A 15,931-nucleotide genomic window follows, 5' to 3' on the forward strand; every position below is an offset into this window, starting at 1 on the left:
TATATTCGCTCACCACCTCGCGGGCACCCGCGGGAACAGCCGGCGGAACCGCGAATGGGGGGCGGGGAAGACCGTGTCCAGATACCAGGTGCTGCTGACGCACATCGTGCCCGAGCTGGTGATGGAGCGCAGGATCCGGCGCAGTGCGGGCAGCCGGCTGCGCAAGAGGGGCGGGCCGCCCGTCATAGTCGTCGCCGGGCTCGATGCCGCGGAACAGGCCGAGGTGCTGCGCCGGCTGCACCACCGCTACCGGCGGGTCCTGCCCGTCAACGACAGCCAGGTGCCGCTCGACCAGCGCGAGGTCATCGACTTCCTGCTGCGCCTGTCGACCAGGGCGTACGGCCTCGGCGGCTACGCCTGGTTCCGGAAGCCGATGAGCTTTCCGCGCTTCACGCTGGGGATGCTCGCGTACAGCTGGGCCGACGAGCACCGGCCCGACCTGCGGGCGATCGCCGAGGGCCACACCTGGCTGAGACATCAGCTGCGGACGGCCCGCGACGCCGACGAGGGGCATCAGGCCAGGGCCCGGCTGCGCGCCGAACTGGCGCCGTATCTCGCCGGAGCCGGAGCCGGCCGTACGGGGATCGCGGTCGGCCTTCTCTTCACCCTGCTGGGACACCAGGCGCCGCGCCCGGACAAGACCGCGCTGCGGTGGTGGGGAAGGCTGTGGAACGTACCCAGAGGTGCGTTCTCCTGGCAGGACGCGGTCGCCACGGAGCTGTTCACGGTGTTCCACGCGGGCCGGGACGAGGACGGGCACACGGTGGAGCATCTGCTGACCGCGGCGCTCCTCGCGGACATCGACGCGTACTACGGCCGCTACCGCCGGTTCAACCGCGCCAGACCGCCGCTCCTGCTGGTGCCCGAGGCGCATACGCAGGCCGGGACGACGTTCCTGAGCGCGCTCGCCACGGCGTACGACATCACGTGGCGCGCATCGAGACACACAGGGACCCGTCCCGTTGTCATCGCGGTCGGGGGCGACAGCGACATCGCGCTGGGGCGGCCGGCGCTGGGAAGGCTGGAGCACGAGCTCAACGAGTGGAGCAGACGGCCGGCGGACGGGCCGCAGGCGCGGTGGCTGCTCGCGGTACGGGTGGGCGCCGACGGTGACGGGGAGGGGCAGTGACACAGCTTCAGGACAGCCCTCCGCGGGCCAGACCCGGCGTGGGCCCGCTGACCCTCGTCGTATCCCTGCTCGTCCTCGCCGGACTGGGGTTCCTCCTGCGCGAACCGCTCGGCGACGCCTGGCCCGACGGCTGCGGCGAGCGGCTGGAGAAGCTCGGTGGCGAGTGCGTGGGTGTCACCGACGGCAGCCATGTCTTCATGGACGAACTGGCCCAGGTGTCGGCCCGTATCAAGGAGGAGAACCAGCGCGTCGAGAAGAAACCTCACGTCACCATCGCGCTGATGATCCCCATGGCCTCCGACCACCCGGAGGTGCGCAAGATGATCCTGCACGAGGTGCAGGGCGCGTACATCGCGCAGTACCGGGCGAACAACGACCCGGACGAGAGCGGCGACCCGCCCGCGATCCGCATGGTGCTGGCCCACCCCGGCAAGACACGCGAAAAATGGCAGCCCGTCACCGAAGAGCTGGCGAGGATGGCGAAGTCCCCCGAGGACAATCTCCGCGTCGTCTTCGGCTTCGACCTCAGCGTCCAGGCCACGAAGGACGCCATCGACGACCTGACGAACAACAAGGGCATCCCCGTCGTGGGCGGGGCGCTCACGGGCGGCATCGGAAACCCCGACATCGATCACATCCGCTACAAGGGGTTCGCCCGTGTGGTCCCCGACAACGCGGAACAGGCCGAGGCCCTCGCGCTCTACGACAAGAAGCGTGACCCCAAGCGCGCCATCCTGGTCGAGGACCGCCGTGAGAAGGACGACTACGTGCGCTCGCTGCGGGATGCGTTCGAGCGCAGGCTGCGCGGTTCACCGCGTGATCCACTGAGTTTCGTCTCCCAGGGGCCGGACGACGAGAGTGGTCTGTCCGCCGAGTTCCGGCGGATGACGACCAATATCTGTGCGACCACCCCGCCGGTCGACACCGTCTACTTTGCCGGACGGCCCGTCCATCTGCGGCAGTTCGTCAACGCGCTCGCCGTGCACCGTCCTTGCGCTGACCGCGACTTCACCGTGGTCAGCGGCTCGGGCGCGTCCACGCTGTACGCCGACGAAAAACTGGACTGGGAGGCGCTGCGCGGCGACACATCGACCGGACGGCGCCAGGTCGTGGTCCAGTACACCTCGGTCGCGCACCCCGACAGCTGGGTTTCGAAGAAGGCTCCGGCGACCGGCGGATCGGCCGGGCCGGTCCAGAAGTTGCGGCGGTGCCTGGAAGGGAAGCCGCCGTGCGCCGAAGCCGTACCCATGGGCCCGGCGGACATCAGTGATTCGCGGACCATTTCCGCCCACGACTCGGCCTGGACGGCGATCAGGGGAATCCGTATCCACGCCGAGGGAACGGACGGCCTGCCGAGCCTCCGGGACATCCGCAACGACTGGGACGGCCTGCAGGGCGTGGACAAGGTGGAGGGCGCCAGCGGCTGGATCTGCCTGGACGGAGCCGGGAATCCGTACAACAAGGCGGTGGCCGTCGTCCGGCTCAACCCGTTCGAGAAGAAGCCGCAGTTCGTGGACCTGGCGTGGCCTCGCGGCACACCGCCCGCCAAAGACCCCCGGAATACCGGCGCCTGCCAGATCCCCAGGCAGCGGTGATACGAAGGCCGCCGCGGCCGTACGCAGGCGCCCCCGCCCGGATCACTCCGGACGGGGGCGCCTTCGTACGACGTACCGCTGTGCGTGTTACAGGCCGAGCTCGACCTCGAACTCGCCGGCCTCCAGGATCGCCTTGACGGCCGTCAGGTAACGGGCCGCGTCGGCACCGTCCACCAGACGGTGGTCGTAGGAGAGAGCCAGGTAGGTCATGTCGCGGACCGCGATGGTCTCGCCGAGGTCCGGGTGGTTGATGACCACCGGGCGCTTGACGGTGGCACCGATGCCCAGGATGGCGACCTGGTTCGGCGGCACGATGACCGTGTCGAACAGCGCACCGCGCGAGCCGGTGTTGCTGATCGTGAAGGTCGCGCCGGACATCTCGTCCGGGCTGATCTTGCCGGAGCGGGCCTTGCCGGCCAGCTCGGCGGTCTTCTTGGAGATACCGGCGAGGTTGAGGTCGCCCGCTCCCTTGATGACCGGGGTCATCAGACCCTTTTCGGCGTCCACCGCGATACCGATGTTCTCGGTGTCGAAGTAGGTGATCGTGCCCTCGTCCTCGTTGATCCGGGCGTTGACGACCGGGTAGGCCTTCAGCGCCTGGGCCGCGGCCTTGACGAAGAACGGCATCGGGGACAGCTTGACGCCCTCGCGGGCGGCGAACGCGTCCTTCGCCTTGTTGCGCAGCTTCATCAGCTTCGTGATGTCGACCTCGACGACCGAGGTCAGCTGGGCCTGCGTGTGCAGGGCCTTCATCATGTTGTCGCCGATGACCTTGCGCATGCGCGTCATCTTGACCGTCTGGCCGCGCAGCGGGGACACCTCGAGGGACGGAGCCTTCGCGGTCGCCGCATGGCCTCCGGCAGTCACAGCAGCGGCGGGAGCCGGGGCAGCGGCGGCGGCCTTGGCGGCCTCCGCGGCGGCCACGACGTCCTGCTTGCGGATACGGCCACCGACGCCGGTGCCCTTGACCGTGCTGAGGTCGACGCTGTTCTCGGCGGCGAGCTTACGGACGAGCGGAGTGACGTACGCGCCCTCCGCCTCGGCCGCGGAAGGCGCGACGGGGGCGGGAGCGGCCGGAGCAGCAGCGGCCGGAGCCGGGGCGGCGGGAGCCGGAGCGGCAGCGGCGGGAGCCGGCTGGACCGGAGCCGGAGCCTCGACAGCGGCCTCGGCCGGAGCCGGCGCGGGGGCCGGAGCCGGCGCAGCCTCCGGCTCAGGAGCCGGAGCGGCGGCGGGCGCCGGAGCGGCGGCCGGGGCCGGGGCCTCCTGCGCCGGGGCGGCGGCCGGGGCCGGGGCCTCCTGCGTCGGGGCGGCGGCCGGGGCCGCGCCCGCGGCACCGATGACGGCGAGCTTCGCGCCGACCTCGGCGGTCTCGTCCTCGCCGACCAGGATCTCCAGCAGCGTGCCGGCGGCCGGGGAGGGGATCTCGGTGTCGACCTTGTCGGTCGAGACCTCGAGCAGCGGCTCGTCCTCCGCGACCTCCTCGCCGACCTCCTTCAGCCAGCGGGTGACGGTGCCCTCGGTGACCGACTCGCCCAGTGCGGGCAGTACGACGTCAGTACCGGAGGCGCCACCGGCCGGAGCGGCGGCGGGAGCCTCGGCGGCCGGTGCCGGGGCCGGAGCGGCCTCGGGCTGCGGCTGGGCGGCGGCCGGGGCCGGAGCCTCAGCGGCGGGCGCCTCGGCAGGTGCCTCGGCGGCAGCCGGGGCGGGCTCGGCAGCGGGCTCACCCGTGCCGTCGTCGATGACGGCCAGCTCGGCGCCGACCTCCACCGTCTCGTCCTCGGCGACCTTGATGGACGAGAGGATGCCGGCCGCGGGGGCCGGGATCTCGGTGTCGACCTTGTCGGTCGAGACCTCGAGCAGCGGCTCGTCGGCCTCGACGCGTTCACCCTCGGCCTTGAGCCAACGGGTGACAGTTCCCTCGGTGACGCTCTCGCCGAGCGCCGGAAGGGTTACGGAAACCGGCATGGTTTCTGTTGCTCCTTACGAATTGCGGAAGTGGTCGTCGCGCCCGGACTGAATCAGTCGTGGGAGTGGAGAGGCTTCCCGGCCAGCGCCAGGTGGGCTTCGCCCATCGCCTCGTTCTGCGTCGGGTGGGCGTGGATGAGCTGCGCGACCTCGGCCGGCAGCGCCTCCCAGTTGTAGATCAGCTGAGCCTCGCCGACCTGCTCGCCCATACGGTCACCGACCATGTGGACGCCGACCACGGCACCGTCCTTGACCTGGACGAGCTTGATCTCGCCCGCGGTCTTCAGGATCTTGCTCCTGCCGTTGCCCGCGAGGTTGTACTTCAGAGCGACGACCTTGTCCGCGCCGTAGATCTCCTTGGCCCTGGCCTCGGTGATGCCGACGGATGCGACCTCGGGGTGGCAGTACGTCACGCGCGGCACACCGTCGTAGTCGACCGGCACGGTCTTCAGACCGGCCAGACGCTCCGCCACCAGCATGCCCTCCGCGAAGCCGACGTGCGCGAGCTGAAGGGTGGGGACGAGGTCACCGACGGCCGAGATGGTGGGCACGTTGGTCTGCATGTACTCGTCGACGAGGACGTAGCCGCGGTCCATCGCGACGCCCTGCTCCTCGTACCCCAGGCCCTGCGACACGGGGCCGCGGCCGATCGCGACGAGCAGCAGCTCGGCCTCGAACTCCTTGCCGTTGGCCAGGGTGACCTTGACGCCGTCGGCGGTGTACTCGGCCTTCTCGAAGAAGGCGCCGAGCGAGAAGTTGATGCCGCGCTTGCGGAACGCGCGCTCCAGCAGCTTCGAGCTGTTCTCGTCCTCGACCGGCACGAGGTGCTTCAGGCCCTCGACGATGGTGACGTCGGTGCCGAAGGACTTCCACGCGGACGCGAACTCGACGCCGATGACGCCGCCGCCCAGCACGATCGCGGACTTCGGGACACGGTCCAGCGTCAGCGCGTGGTCCGAGGAGATGATGCGGTCGCCGTCGATCTCCAGGCCCGGCAGCGACTTCGGCACGGAGCCGGTCGCCAGCAGGACGTGGCGGCCCTGGACGCGCTGGCCGTTGACGTCGACGGAGGTGGGGGAGGAGAGCTTGCCCTCGCCCTCGATGTACGTCACCTTGCGCGAGGCGACCAGGCCCTGCAACCCCTTGTACAGGCCGGCGATGACGTCGTCCTTGTACTTGTGGACGCCTGCCATGTCGACGCCGTCGAAGGTGGCCTTGATGCCGAACTGCTCGGATTCGCGTGCCTGGTCGGCGATCTCGCCGGCATGCAGCAGGGCCTTCGTCGGAATGCAGCCGTTGTGCAGGCAGGTGCCGCCGAGCTTGTTCTTCTCGATCAGGGCGACGTCCAGGCCCAGCTGCGCTCCGCGCAGTGCCGCGGCGTAACCGCCGCTACCACCGCCGAGGATCACTAGGTCGAAAACGGTGCTGGCGTCGTTCGCCACGTCACGTCCTCCATGCATGTGCGCCGGTCGCCGGTCTTCGACCGGGCGGCGGCTGGTGTTCGGCCGCTTTTATTCGGCCCTGTGGTGGGGGCCCTGTCCTGCCGAGAACCCATCTTCGCACTTGTTGACGGACGGCGGGACGCGGGGCCGGGGAACGAGACGGTCGGGGGAGCGCTCGTCTCGGTTTACTGGGGCGTACGGATGTACGGATTTCGTTGAAGGCGGAATCGAGCGTACGTATTCCTGCGGCCGTACGCGCGTGCGTACGGCCCCGGACGCGTGCCCGGGACCGTACGACCGTACCTACGACGAAATCGCGCGGATCAGCCGAGGTCGCCCGCGGCGGTGCGCTCGGCGAGCGCCACCAGGGTGCGGACCGCCGAGCCGGTGCCGCCCTTGGGGGTGTAGCCGAACGGGCCGCCGTCGTTGAAGGCGGGACCCGCGATGTCCAGGTGCGCCCAGGCGATGTCCTCGCCGACGAACTCCTGGAGGAACAGGCCGGCGACCAGGCCGCCGCCCATCCGCTCACCCATGTTGGCGATGTCGGCGGTGGGGGAGTCCATGCCCTTGCGCAGCTCGGCCGGCAGCGGCATCGGCCAGGACTGCTCGCCGGCCTCCTCCGCGATCTCGTGGATGGCGGTACGGAACGACTCGTCGTTGCCCATGATGCCGAAGGTACGGTTGCCCAGCGCCAGCACCATCGCGCCGGTCAGCGTCGCCACGTCGACGATCGCGTCCGGGCGCTCCTCGGAGGCGCGGGTCAGGGCGTCGGCCAGGACGAGGCGGCCCTCGGCGTCGGTGTTGAGCACCTCGACGGTCTTGCCGCTGTACATGCGCAGCACGTCACCGGGACGGACGGCGCCGCCGGACGGCATGTTCTCGGCGAGCGCCAGCCAGCCGGTGACGTTGACCCGCAGGCCGAGGCGGGCGGCGGTGATGACGGCGGCGAACACGGCGGCGGCGCCGGCCATGTCGCACTTCATCGTCTCGTTGTGGCCGGCCGGCTTCAGCGAGATGCCGCCCGAGTCGTACGTGATGCCCTTGCCGACGAAGGCCAGGGTCTTCTCCGCCTTGGGGTGCGTGTAGGCGAGCTTCACCAGGCGCGGACCGTGCTCCGAGCCCTGCCCGACGCCGAGGATGCCGCCGTAACCGCCCTTGGTGAGCGACTTCTCGTCGAGCACCTGCACCTTGAGGCCGTGCTCCTTGCCCGCGGCGGCGACCACGGCGGCGAAGGACTCGGGGTACAGGTCGTTCGGCGGCGTGTTGACCAGGTCGCGGGCGCGGTTGATCTCCTCGGTCAGCGCGAGGGCGCGCTCCGCGGCGGCCTTGAACGCCTTGTCGCGCGGCTTGCCGCCGAGCACGGCGATCTCGGCGAGCGGCTCCTTGACGCCGCTGCCGGACTTCTCGCCCTTCCCGTCCTTCTCGCCCCCCTGGTAAGCGGTGAAGGCGTACGCACCGAGCAGCGCACCCTCGGCGATGGCGGCGGCGTCCTCGACGGCCTCGACGGGCAGCGCGAAGCCGGCCTTCTTGAAGCCGTGCAGCGCGCGGGCGGCGGCACCGGCGGCGCGGCGCAGCGACTCGGCGCTGTACGCGTCGTCCTTGTCCAGGGCCGTGCCGAGACCGACAGCCAGTACGACAGGGGACTTGAGGCCCGACGGCGCGGGCAGCTTCGTCACCTCGCCCTCGCCGCCGGTGGCGCCGAGGGTCTCCAGGACGGAGGCGAGCTTTCCGTCGAACGCCTTGTCCACGGCCTCTGCGCCGGGTGCGACAACCGGGCCTTTGGCGCTCTTCGCCACGCCGACGACGATGGCGTCGGCGCGCAGCGCCGCCGCGCCGGAAGTGCTGAGAGTGAGAGCAGTCACGGTGGTGAAATCTCGCTTCCGTTGAGTTCTTCGGCCGATTGGGTGGGGCCGGCCGTGCCCGGCGCGCCCGTACCCGGTGGCCCGGCGGCCCGGCCGGATGCGCCGGGAATGAGCCTACGCGCGGTTGCCCCCTTCGCTCACGGCAGCGACCAGTTCACTCATCAGAGGTGTCCTTTTCGTGTTTACGGTGCGCGTGGTGAGGCCTGCGTCACACTCGTGGCAATAAGGCAAGTGACGGTCGCCTTGCTTTGCATGATTTCCACGGATCGCCCGCGCATTCTCCGCGGCTGGATCGTTCGAGGGGGAGGGTGCGCCATGGCGTACAGGACGCGTATGGGCAGAACCGGGGCCGCTCTCCTGGTGGCCGGTCTGCTCGTGGTGGCGGCGCCGCCCACGGGCGCGGGGGCGGCGACCGTGCCGCGCATCGACCTGAGGGTGCTCGTCGTCGACGACGGCGGCGACGCCGTGGACGCGGTCGAGTCGGAGCTGCGCGGCACCGGTGTCCCGTACACCGTGGTGCGGCTCGGCCGGCCGGACCGGCCGGTGATCGACGCGGCCTTCCTCGCCGACACGGTCGACGGGCGGCCGCGCGCCAAGTACCAGGGGGTCGTCCTGCCGAACGCGGACCCGTTCGGCGCGGGATCCGCCGAGGCGGACGCCCTCGCCGCGTACGAGAAGACCTTCGGCGTCCGCCAGGTCGACGCGTACACCTGGGCGCATCCCGGCGTCGGGCTCGACGACACGAGCGACGGCGGGTACGCCGGGCCGCTCGACGGCGTCGACGCGGCGGTGACCCCGGCCGGGAAGGCCGGTCCCTTCGGCTACCTGGACGGCCCCGTCGAGTTCGAGGACAACTCGCCGTCCGTCGGTGAGAGCTACGGGTACGCGGGCCGGCCCCGCGAGGGCTATACCAGCTACCTGGACATGCCGGTCGGCGCGGACGGCGGCCGGGCCAGCCTCATCGGCGAGTACGCCCACGACGGGCGCCGCGAACTGGTCGTCACCTTCGCCTACAACCGGCACCAGCGGCAGTTCCGGCTGCTCGCCCGCGGCATCGTCGAATGGCTCACCCAGGGCGTCCACCTCGGGCAGAGCCGCAACTACTTCTCCGTGCACGTCGACGACGTCTTCGCGCCCGACAGCCGCTGGGACACCCAACTCAACTGCACACCCGGCGACTTCGACTGCGGGGACGGCGAGGGCGCGGGCACCACGCCGATCCGGATGACGGCGCAGGACGCGCTGTACGCCGCCCAGTGGCAGCAGAGCGCCGGTTTCACCCTCGACATGGTCTACAACGGGGGCGCCGGCGAGGCGTGGAAGGCGCAGAACGGCGGCAGCGACCCGCTCACCACGCAGCTGCTGGCCGACCGGGCGGAGTACCGCTGGGTGAACCACACGTACACGCACCCCTTCCTCGGCTGTGTCCAGGACACCTCGACCGTGCCGTGGCAGTGCGCGAAGGACGCGGCGGGCAGCACGGTGTGGATGAGCCGCGCCGAGATCTCCGCCCAGATCAGGGACAACCACGACTGGGCGGTGGGCCGGGGCCTCACCGTCGACAGGGCCGAGCTGGTCACCGGCGAGCACTCCGGGCTGAAGACCCTGCCGCAGCAGCCGGCGGACAACCCCAACCTGGCCGGCGCGCTCGCCGACAACGGGGTGAAGTGGGTCGCGAGCGACAACTCCCGCGAACCGGAGCAGCGGGCCCTCGGCAGCGCGCTCACCGTGCCGCGCCACCCGATGAACGTGTACTACAACGTGGGCACCGCCGCCGAGATGACCGACGAGTACAACTGGATCTACACCAGCAGGGCCGACGGCGGCAGCGGCGTCTGCGAGACCAACCCCGGCTCGACCTGCCTCGACGAACCGCTGGACGCGGCCACCGGCTACGCGGCGTACATCGCACCGCAGGAGGCACGCACGGCTCTGGGTCACGTCATCGCCAACGACCCGCGCCCGCACTACGTCCACCAGTCCAACCTGGCCGAGGAGCGGCTCCTCTACCCCGTCCTGGACAAGGTGCTGGGCGACTACCGCTCCCTCTTCGCCGACAACACCCCGGTCGTCAACCCGCGTCACCGGGACGTCGGTTCGGAGCTCGCCCGCCGCGCCGCCTGGGACAAGGCCCTCGCGGACGGCAAGGTCACGGCGTACCGCGTCGGCACGACCGCCACCGTCGAGGCGCCGTCCGGGGTCGTGGCGCCCGTCACCGCGCCGGAGGGTACGCGCAAGCAACTCGTCCTGGGCACCAGCGAGTTCGGCACGCCCTACGCGGGTCGGCGCTCGGCCTGGACATCGCCTGAAGCGCTCCAGCAGGCGATCACACTCAGGCTTCCCGCCTGACCGGCGCGACCTGTCCGCCCTGTCCGCCTTTCCGCCCTTTCCGTTCTCCGGGCTGCCCGACCAGCAGCACCCGGTACCGCACTCGTCACTCGCCCTGGGGGGACACGCACATGAGCCGCGGGCTCCACGTCAGCATGCTCACCGAAGGTACCTATCCGCACGTACAGGGGGGCGTCAGCACCTGGTGCGACCAGCTCGTCCGCGGAATGCCGGACGTCGACTTCCACGTCGTCTCGCTCACCGGCAGCGGCCGCGAGCCCGTCACCTGGGAACTGCCGGCCAACGTCTACCGGCACACGACGGTCCCGCTGTGGGGAACGGACACGGACTTACGCGGCCCGCGACGTGGCCCGCGCCTCCTCGCCGGCCGGGACCGCCGCCGCTTTCTCGCGGCGTACGAACGCTTCCTGCTCGCCGTCCTCGACCCGGAGGCCGCCTGCGACTTCGGCCACGAGCTGTACGAACTCGCCGCACTCTCGCGTCAGGGGCGGCTGACCCCCGCCCTGCGCTCGGAGGCCGCCCTGCGGACCCTCACCGGCGTCTGGACCATGCGGCACCTGCCGACGGCCCGCGCCGAACCGACCCTCCACGACGCGCTCACCGCCACCGACCTGCTGGAACACCTGCTGCGGCCGCTGGCCGCCCGCGTGCCCGCCGACAGCGTCGCGCACGCCGTCAGCAGCGGCCTCGCCACCCTCCCCGCGCTCACCGCCAAGCACTTCGACGGTGCGCCCTTCCTGCTCACCGAGCACGGCATCTACCTGCGCGAGCGCTACCTCGGTTACCGCACGGCCGCCCAGCGCTGGCCGGTCAAGGCACTGCTGCTCGGCTTCTACCGCGAACTCAACTCGCTCGGCTACCGGGAGGCCGACCTGATCACGCCCTGCAACCAGTACAACCGCCGCTGGGAGGAGCGGGGCGGCGCACCGCCCGAGCGCATCCGCACCGTCTACAACGGCGTCGACCCGCACCTCTTCCCGTACGCCGGTCCCGAACCGGACGTCCCCACGCTCAGCTGGGCCGGCCGCATCGACCCGATCAAGGACCTGGAGACGCTCGTACGGGCCTACGCGCTCGCCCGCGCCCGGCTCCCGGAGCTCCGGCTGCGGCTCTTCGGCGGGGTGCCGGACGGCGGCGAGGAGTACCGCACGAAGCTGGAGAAGCTCGCGGCCGAGCTCGGCGTGAGTGACGGCATCACCTTCGAGGGACGCATCTCGGATGTGGCGCGCGCCTATGGGGCGGGGCACGTCGTGATGCTCTCCAGCATCAGCGAGGGCTTCCCCTTCAGCATCCTCGAAGCGATGTCCTGCGGGCGGACGACGGTGTCGACCGATGTGGGCGGCGTACGGGAAGCCGTCGGCGACACGGGCGTCGTCGTGCCGCCGCGCGAACCCGGGGCGATGGCACGGGCGGTACTCGACCTGATGGGCGACGACGCCCGGCGGGCCGAACTGGGGCGGCTCGCGCGGCAGCGGGTGATCGACCTGTTCACGCTGCGGCGCTCGGTGGAGGGCTTCCGCCGGATCTACCGCGAACTGGACGGCGTACCGGAGGCAGAGGGCCTGCACGCGGTCACCCTCCCCGCCGACTGGACGACCGAACTCAGGGACCCCTGGTGGAGTGACCTGTCGACACACGGGGCGGCGTGATGAGCGGCTCCCTGTGGATGGACGCGGGCACGGGCGCACGGCGGGACACGCTGCCCGGCGTACCGAGACAGCGGCCGGGCTGGGCGGCGGACCCCATCAACGAACTCAGCGACCGGCTCAGCGGGTTGACAGCCGCCGCCGTACACCCCGACGAGATCGCCGCGATTCTCGAATCCGACGGCATGACGGACGATCACATCCGGCTCACGTACGGTCGCGAAAACTCCTTCGCCCTCGCCGAGGACCTCTTCGCGCGCGTACCCAGGGCGTATCCGGAACCGGAACCGGAGGCGCCGTCGGGGTCCGGCGGCCGCTGGAGCATCGGGCTCGCCGCATGTCTGCTGCGCGGCCTGGTGTTCGCGCTGCCGGGACTCGCGTACGTCCTGGCGGCGCCGTTCCTGGCGGGCGCGGCGGAGGACGGGCGCGGCCTGCCCGCGGGGACCGGGGTCCTGCTCGCGGGCACGCTCACCGGCTGGGCGTGGAACCAGGCGCTGGCCCACCGCGCGTACACCTGGCTCGGCCGGGGCGACCGCCGGGCCGCGGCCCGCGCCCTGCTCACCGGCGCTCCGGCGGGCGCCCTGCTGGGCACGGCGGTCGCCGTAGCCGCCGCGGGGCCGCAGGAGGGCGGTGCGGCGTCGTTCGCCACGGCCCAGGCGCTGTACCAGGGCGCGGCGACGGCGCTGCTGGTGCTCGGCCGCGAGCGCCTGCTGCTGTACGCCCTGACCCCGATGACGGCGGGCGCCGTGCTGACCCTGCTGCATGACGTGCCGGGCGCGGGGCGGGTGGCGCTGCTGGCGGCCTCGGGAGTGGCGGTGCTGACGCTGGCGGCCCGCGAGGTGCTGCGGGCGGGGGGCTTCGTGTTCCCCTCCCGAAGTGGCAGTGCGCGCCTCCGTAACCGTCCGGCCACTTCAGCCCCTCCGCCGCTTGAGGAGCGGCCCGCGCCCGGCGCGGGCCCCCGGCCCTCCGCCCAGGGGGGCGCCGACGCGCCCGGCGCGCCGGCCGGGACCGCGAGGCGGCCGGGGACGCGGCCCGGTGCCGTCGCCGGGCCGTCGCTTCTGCGGTCCCTGCCGTACGGCGTCTTCGGGTTCGCGACCGGCGTGCTCGTCCTGCACGCCGTGCTCCACAACGCGCTCGCCGGAGGCGTCTCCGGGGTCGTCGCGGCCCCCGGCGCCGTCGCGCTCACCCTCAGCATGGGGCCCGCCGAGTGGCTCCTGTACCGGTTCCGGCGCGCGTGCGACGCCGCTCTGCGGGGGAACACCACACACCGCTCGTTCCGGCGCGCGGCCACCGTCAGCCTCGCCCAGTGCCTCAGCGGCTACCTCGCCGTACTGCTCGCCCTCCTCGCCGCGACGACCCTGCTGTGGCTCGGCGCACCCCTGCCCGACGCGAACCGCGCGACCGGACTGCTGCTCACCGGCGTCATGCTGTGGACAGGACTGCTGCTCCAGGCGTTCGGCGCGGTGGCCGTCGCGGCGGCCGTCTGCGGCGTCGCCGCGGCCCTCCAGACGGCGGCCCTGTTCACCGGCCCGGCCGTCGCCGGCGCGGCGGAGCTCGCGATCCCCGGCGTCGCGTCCGCCGTGCTGGCCGCCCTGGTCTGCGTACTGCTCGGTCGCGCGACAGCCCACCGTCATTGAGGATGCCCACGTGAAGAACCTGCTCGTGCCCTTCTACGAGCACCCCACCGAGCGCCCGGACGCCTGGGAGGCCGTCATCCGGGCGGCCCCCCGCCTGTTCGGTGTCGTACTCAACCCGGACAGCGGCTCCGGCGCCGCGCCCGACCCCGCCTTCGCCGCCGTGTCGTCGCGCCTGCGCGCGGCGGGCGTACGCGTCCTCGGGTACGCCGACACGGACTACGCGCGCCGCCCGCACGCCGCCGTGGTCCAGGACCTGCTCCGCCACCGCGACTGGTACGGCGCGGACGGCGCGTTCCTGGACCAGGTGACGGCGGGACCGGATGCGCTGCCCCACTACCGGCGTCTCGCCGTTGCCGCGCGCGCGGCGGGCGCGGCCACCCTGGTGCTCAACCACGGCGTCCACCCCCACCCCGGTTTCCTCGAACTCGCCGACGTCCTCGTCACGTTCGAGGGCACCTGGGACACCTACCGCCGTACCGTGGAGACCCCGCCCTGGACAGCGGCGTACGCGCCCGCCCGCTTCTGCCACCTCGTGTACGCCGCACCACCAGCGGCCGCGTTCACCGCCGGTATCGGCTGTGCCGTACCGGGCCAGGGGCCGCACCCGTGGGGGACCTTGCCGCACGCCCTGGAGGCGGCCCGGTGAGGCGCGGACGCGTACGGCTCCTCCTCCTGCTGCTTCCGCTGCTGCTGCTCGCGGGCTGTACGGGCGGCGGCGATCCCGTACCGGACGACCGGGAGCCGGAATCCTCGCGCTGGCAGCCGGAACCCGGTCTCGCCTGGCAGTGGCAGCTCAGCGGCAAGCTGGACCCGTCCGTCGACGTACCGGTGTACGACATCGACGGCTTCGATCACCCCGCCTCCGCCGTCGCCGACCTGCACCGCCGCGGCCGCAAGGTCATCTGCTACCTCTCGACCGGCGCGTGGGAGGAGTTCAGGCCGGACGCCGGTGAGTTCCCCGCGTCGGTACTGGGCCGGAGCAACGGCTGGAAGGGCGAGCGCTGGCTCGACATCCGCCGTACCGACGTCCTGGAGCCCCTGATGGGCCGCCGCATGGACCTGTGCCGCGACAAGGGCTTCGACGCGGTCGAGCCCGACAACATGGACGGCTACCGCAACCCCACCGGCTTCCCCCTGACCGCCGCCCACCAGCTCCGCTACAACCGCCTGATCGCCCGCCTCGCCCACGACCGCGGCCTGGCCGTCGGCCTCAAGAACGACCTCGGCCAAATCCCGGAACTGGTGAGCGACTTCGACTTCGCGGTCAATGAGCAGTGCGCCCAGTACGACGAGTGCGCGAAGCTCACGCCGTTCGTCCGGGCGGGCAAGGCGGTCTTCCACGTGGAGTACGACCTGCCGACGCACCGGTTCTGCGCCGAGTCGCGGCGGCTGAGGCTCAGCTCGATGCTGAAGAAGTACGACCTGGGCGTGTGGCGCGAGCCCTGCGCGTAACCGCCCGCGTCACCCCAGCACCAGAACCACCAGCGCGGCCGTCGCCGCGGTCTCCGCCACGCCGCCGAAGACGTCACCCGTGACCCCTCCGAAGCGACGCACGCAGTGGCGCAGCAGCACCTGCGCGGCGCCGAGCGCGGCCAGTACGGCGGCGGCGTGCCGCAGGGCGTCGTACGGGCCGAGGAGTGCGCCCGCGCCGCCCGCGCCGACGGCGGCCACCAGGCCCGCGACGGCGAACGCCGCCCCTGCCGGTACCGTCCCGGCGACCGCCGCGCCGAGCCCGTCGGGGCGCGCCGGCGGAACGCCCGTGCGCGAAGCGAGGGTCAGGGCGAGGCGGGCGGCGACGGCCGACACGGCGGCGCCGGCCGCGCCGTGCGCCCAGCCGGCGGCGTACAGCTCGCGGAGGGCGGCGACCTGGGCGAGCAGCACGAACAGCAGGGTGATGACACCGAACGGGCCGATGTCCGACTGCTTCATGATGCGCAGCGCCTCTTCAGCCGGTTTGCCGCTGCCCAGCCCGTCGGCGGTGTCGGCGAGACCGTCGAGGTGCAGGCCGCGCGTGAGGGCGGCGGGTACGGCGGCGCTCGCCACGGCGGCGAGCAGCGGCCCCGACCCCAGCAGCAGGAGTACGCCGCCGGCGGCCGCCGCGCACAGGCCCACCGCGAGCCCGGCGAGGGGAGCGCACAGCATCCCGGCGCGGGCCGCCTCGCGGTCCCACCGCGTCACGCGCACGGGAAACACGGTGAGGGTGCCGAAGGCGAAACGTATGCCGTCGCTGAGGAGAGAGGTCACGGCGCGCACGCTAGTCGCCCAAGACGGCCGGTAAGTTGCGCATAGCGCGCAAAAGTACACGG

Annotated in this window: 11 protein-coding genes; 7 read left to right on the forward strand and 4 right to left on the reverse strand. The window is 72.1% G+C overall.

Features of this window, described 5'->3' with window-relative positions; genetic code table 11:
* Positions 1-73 precede the first annotated feature (73 nt).
* Together G412_RS0106520 and G412_RS33535 are read left to right on the forward strand one after the other, a co-directional pair.
* Positions 74-1,129, forward strand: a complete 1,056-nt coding sequence (locus G412_RS0106520; protein WP_157839067.1) for a hypothetical protein — start codon at positions 74-76, stop codon at positions 1,127-1,129.
* Positions 1,126-2,724, forward strand: coding sequence for a type 1 periplasmic-binding domain-containing protein (locus tag G412_RS33535; protein ID WP_078606826.1), 1,599 nt, complete (start codon positions 1,126-1,128; stop codon positions 2,722-2,724). The genes G412_RS0106520 and G412_RS33535 overlap by 4 nt, the downstream gene beginning before the upstream one ends.
* A gap of 87 nt (positions 2,725-2,811) precedes the next feature.
* Here G412_RS33535 and sucB read toward each other — a convergent pair whose 3' ends face one another.
* From sucB to G412_RS0106540, 3 genes are all read right to left on the reverse strand, one after another.
* Positions 2,812-4,689 (reverse strand): 2-oxoglutarate dehydrogenase, E2 component, dihydrolipoamide succinyltransferase, encoded by a 1,878-nt coding sequence (gene sucB / locus G412_RS0106530; RefSeq protein WP_028811364.1) that lies wholly within the window; start codon positions 4,687-4,689, stop codon positions 2,812-2,814.
* A 53-nt stretch (positions 4,690-4,742) separates the two neighbouring features.
* Positions 4,743-6,131 (reverse strand): dihydrolipoyl dehydrogenase, encoded by a 1,389-nt coding sequence (gene lpdA / locus G412_RS0106535; protein WP_028811365.1) that lies wholly within the window; start codon positions 6,129-6,131, stop codon positions 4,743-4,745.
* Between the two features lie 323 nt (positions 6,132-6,454).
* Entirely contained in the window at positions 6,455-7,993 is a 1,539-nt protein-coding gene (locus G412_RS0106540; RefSeq protein WP_028811366.1) for a leucyl aminopeptidase, read from the reverse strand.
* Between the two features lie 315 nt (positions 7,994-8,308).
* Here G412_RS0106540 and G412_RS0106545 point away from each other — a divergent pair, with 315 nt between their 5' ends.
* From G412_RS0106545 to G412_RS0106565, 5 genes are all read left to right on the forward strand, one after another.
* Positions 8,309-10,342 (forward strand): hypothetical protein, encoded by a 2,034-nt coding sequence (locus G412_RS0106545; protein WP_051338177.1) that lies wholly within the window; start codon positions 8,309-8,311, stop codon positions 10,340-10,342.
* A 110-nt stretch (positions 10,343-10,452) separates the two neighbouring features.
* Entirely contained in the window at positions 10,453-11,991 is a 1,539-nt protein-coding gene (gene pelF, locus G412_RS0106550) for a GT4 family glycosyltransferase PelF (protein WP_028811368.1), read from the forward strand.
* A complete protein-coding gene (locus tag G412_RS0106555; RefSeq protein WP_028811369.1) occupies positions 11,991-13,625 on the forward strand; it encodes a hypothetical protein in 1,635 nt (544 codons plus the stop codon). Before pelF ends, G412_RS0106555 begins: the two co-directional genes overlap by 1 nt.
* Before the next feature lie 10 nt (positions 13,626-13,635).
* Positions 13,636-14,271 (forward strand): spherulation-specific family 4 protein, encoded by a 636-nt coding sequence (locus tag G412_RS0106560; RefSeq protein WP_037647896.1) that lies wholly within the window; start codon positions 13,636-13,638, stop codon positions 14,269-14,271.
* The gene (locus tag G412_RS0106565) at positions 14,268-15,077 is read left to right on the forward strand and encodes an endo alpha-1,4 polygalactosaminidase (protein WP_028811370.1); all 810 of its coding nucleotides are present in this window, start codon (positions 14,268-14,270) and stop codon (positions 15,075-15,077) included. The genes G412_RS0106560 and G412_RS0106565 overlap by 4 nt, the downstream gene beginning before the upstream one ends.
* A 9-nt stretch (positions 15,078-15,086) precedes the next feature.
* Here G412_RS0106565 and G412_RS0106570 read toward each other — a convergent pair whose 3' ends face one another.
* On the reverse strand, positions 15,087-15,869 hold the full coding sequence (locus G412_RS0106570; RefSeq protein WP_028811371.1) for an adenosylcobinamide-GDP ribazoletransferase: 783 nt from the start codon (positions 15,867-15,869) through the stop codon (positions 15,087-15,089).
* Positions 15,870-15,931 lie beyond the last annotated feature (62 nt).

The organism is Streptomyces flavidovirens DSM 40150, from assembly GCF_000429085.1.
GTDB classification, from domain to species: Bacteria; Actinomycetota; Actinomycetes; order Streptomycetales; family Streptomycetaceae; genus Streptomyces; species Streptomyces flavidovirens.

What these genes read in the sequence shown, in the direction of transcription:
- sucB (WP_028811364.1), bottom strand. Translation starts at nt 4,689, where the DNA reads ATGCCGGTTTCCGTAACCCTTCCGGCGCTCGGCGAGAGCGTCACCGAG.
- G412_RS0106545 (WP_051338177.1), top strand. Translation starts at nt 8,309, where the DNA reads ATGGCGTACAGGACGCGTATGGGCAGAACCGGGGCCGCTCTCCTGGTG.
- pelF (WP_028811368.1), top strand. Translation starts at nt 10,453, where the DNA reads ATGAGCCGCGGGCTCCACGTCAGCATGCTCACCGAAGGTACCTATCCG.
- G412_RS0106555 (WP_028811369.1), top strand. Translation starts at nt 11,991, where the DNA reads ATGAGCGGCTCCCTGTGGATGGACGCGGGCACGGGCGCACGGCGGGAC.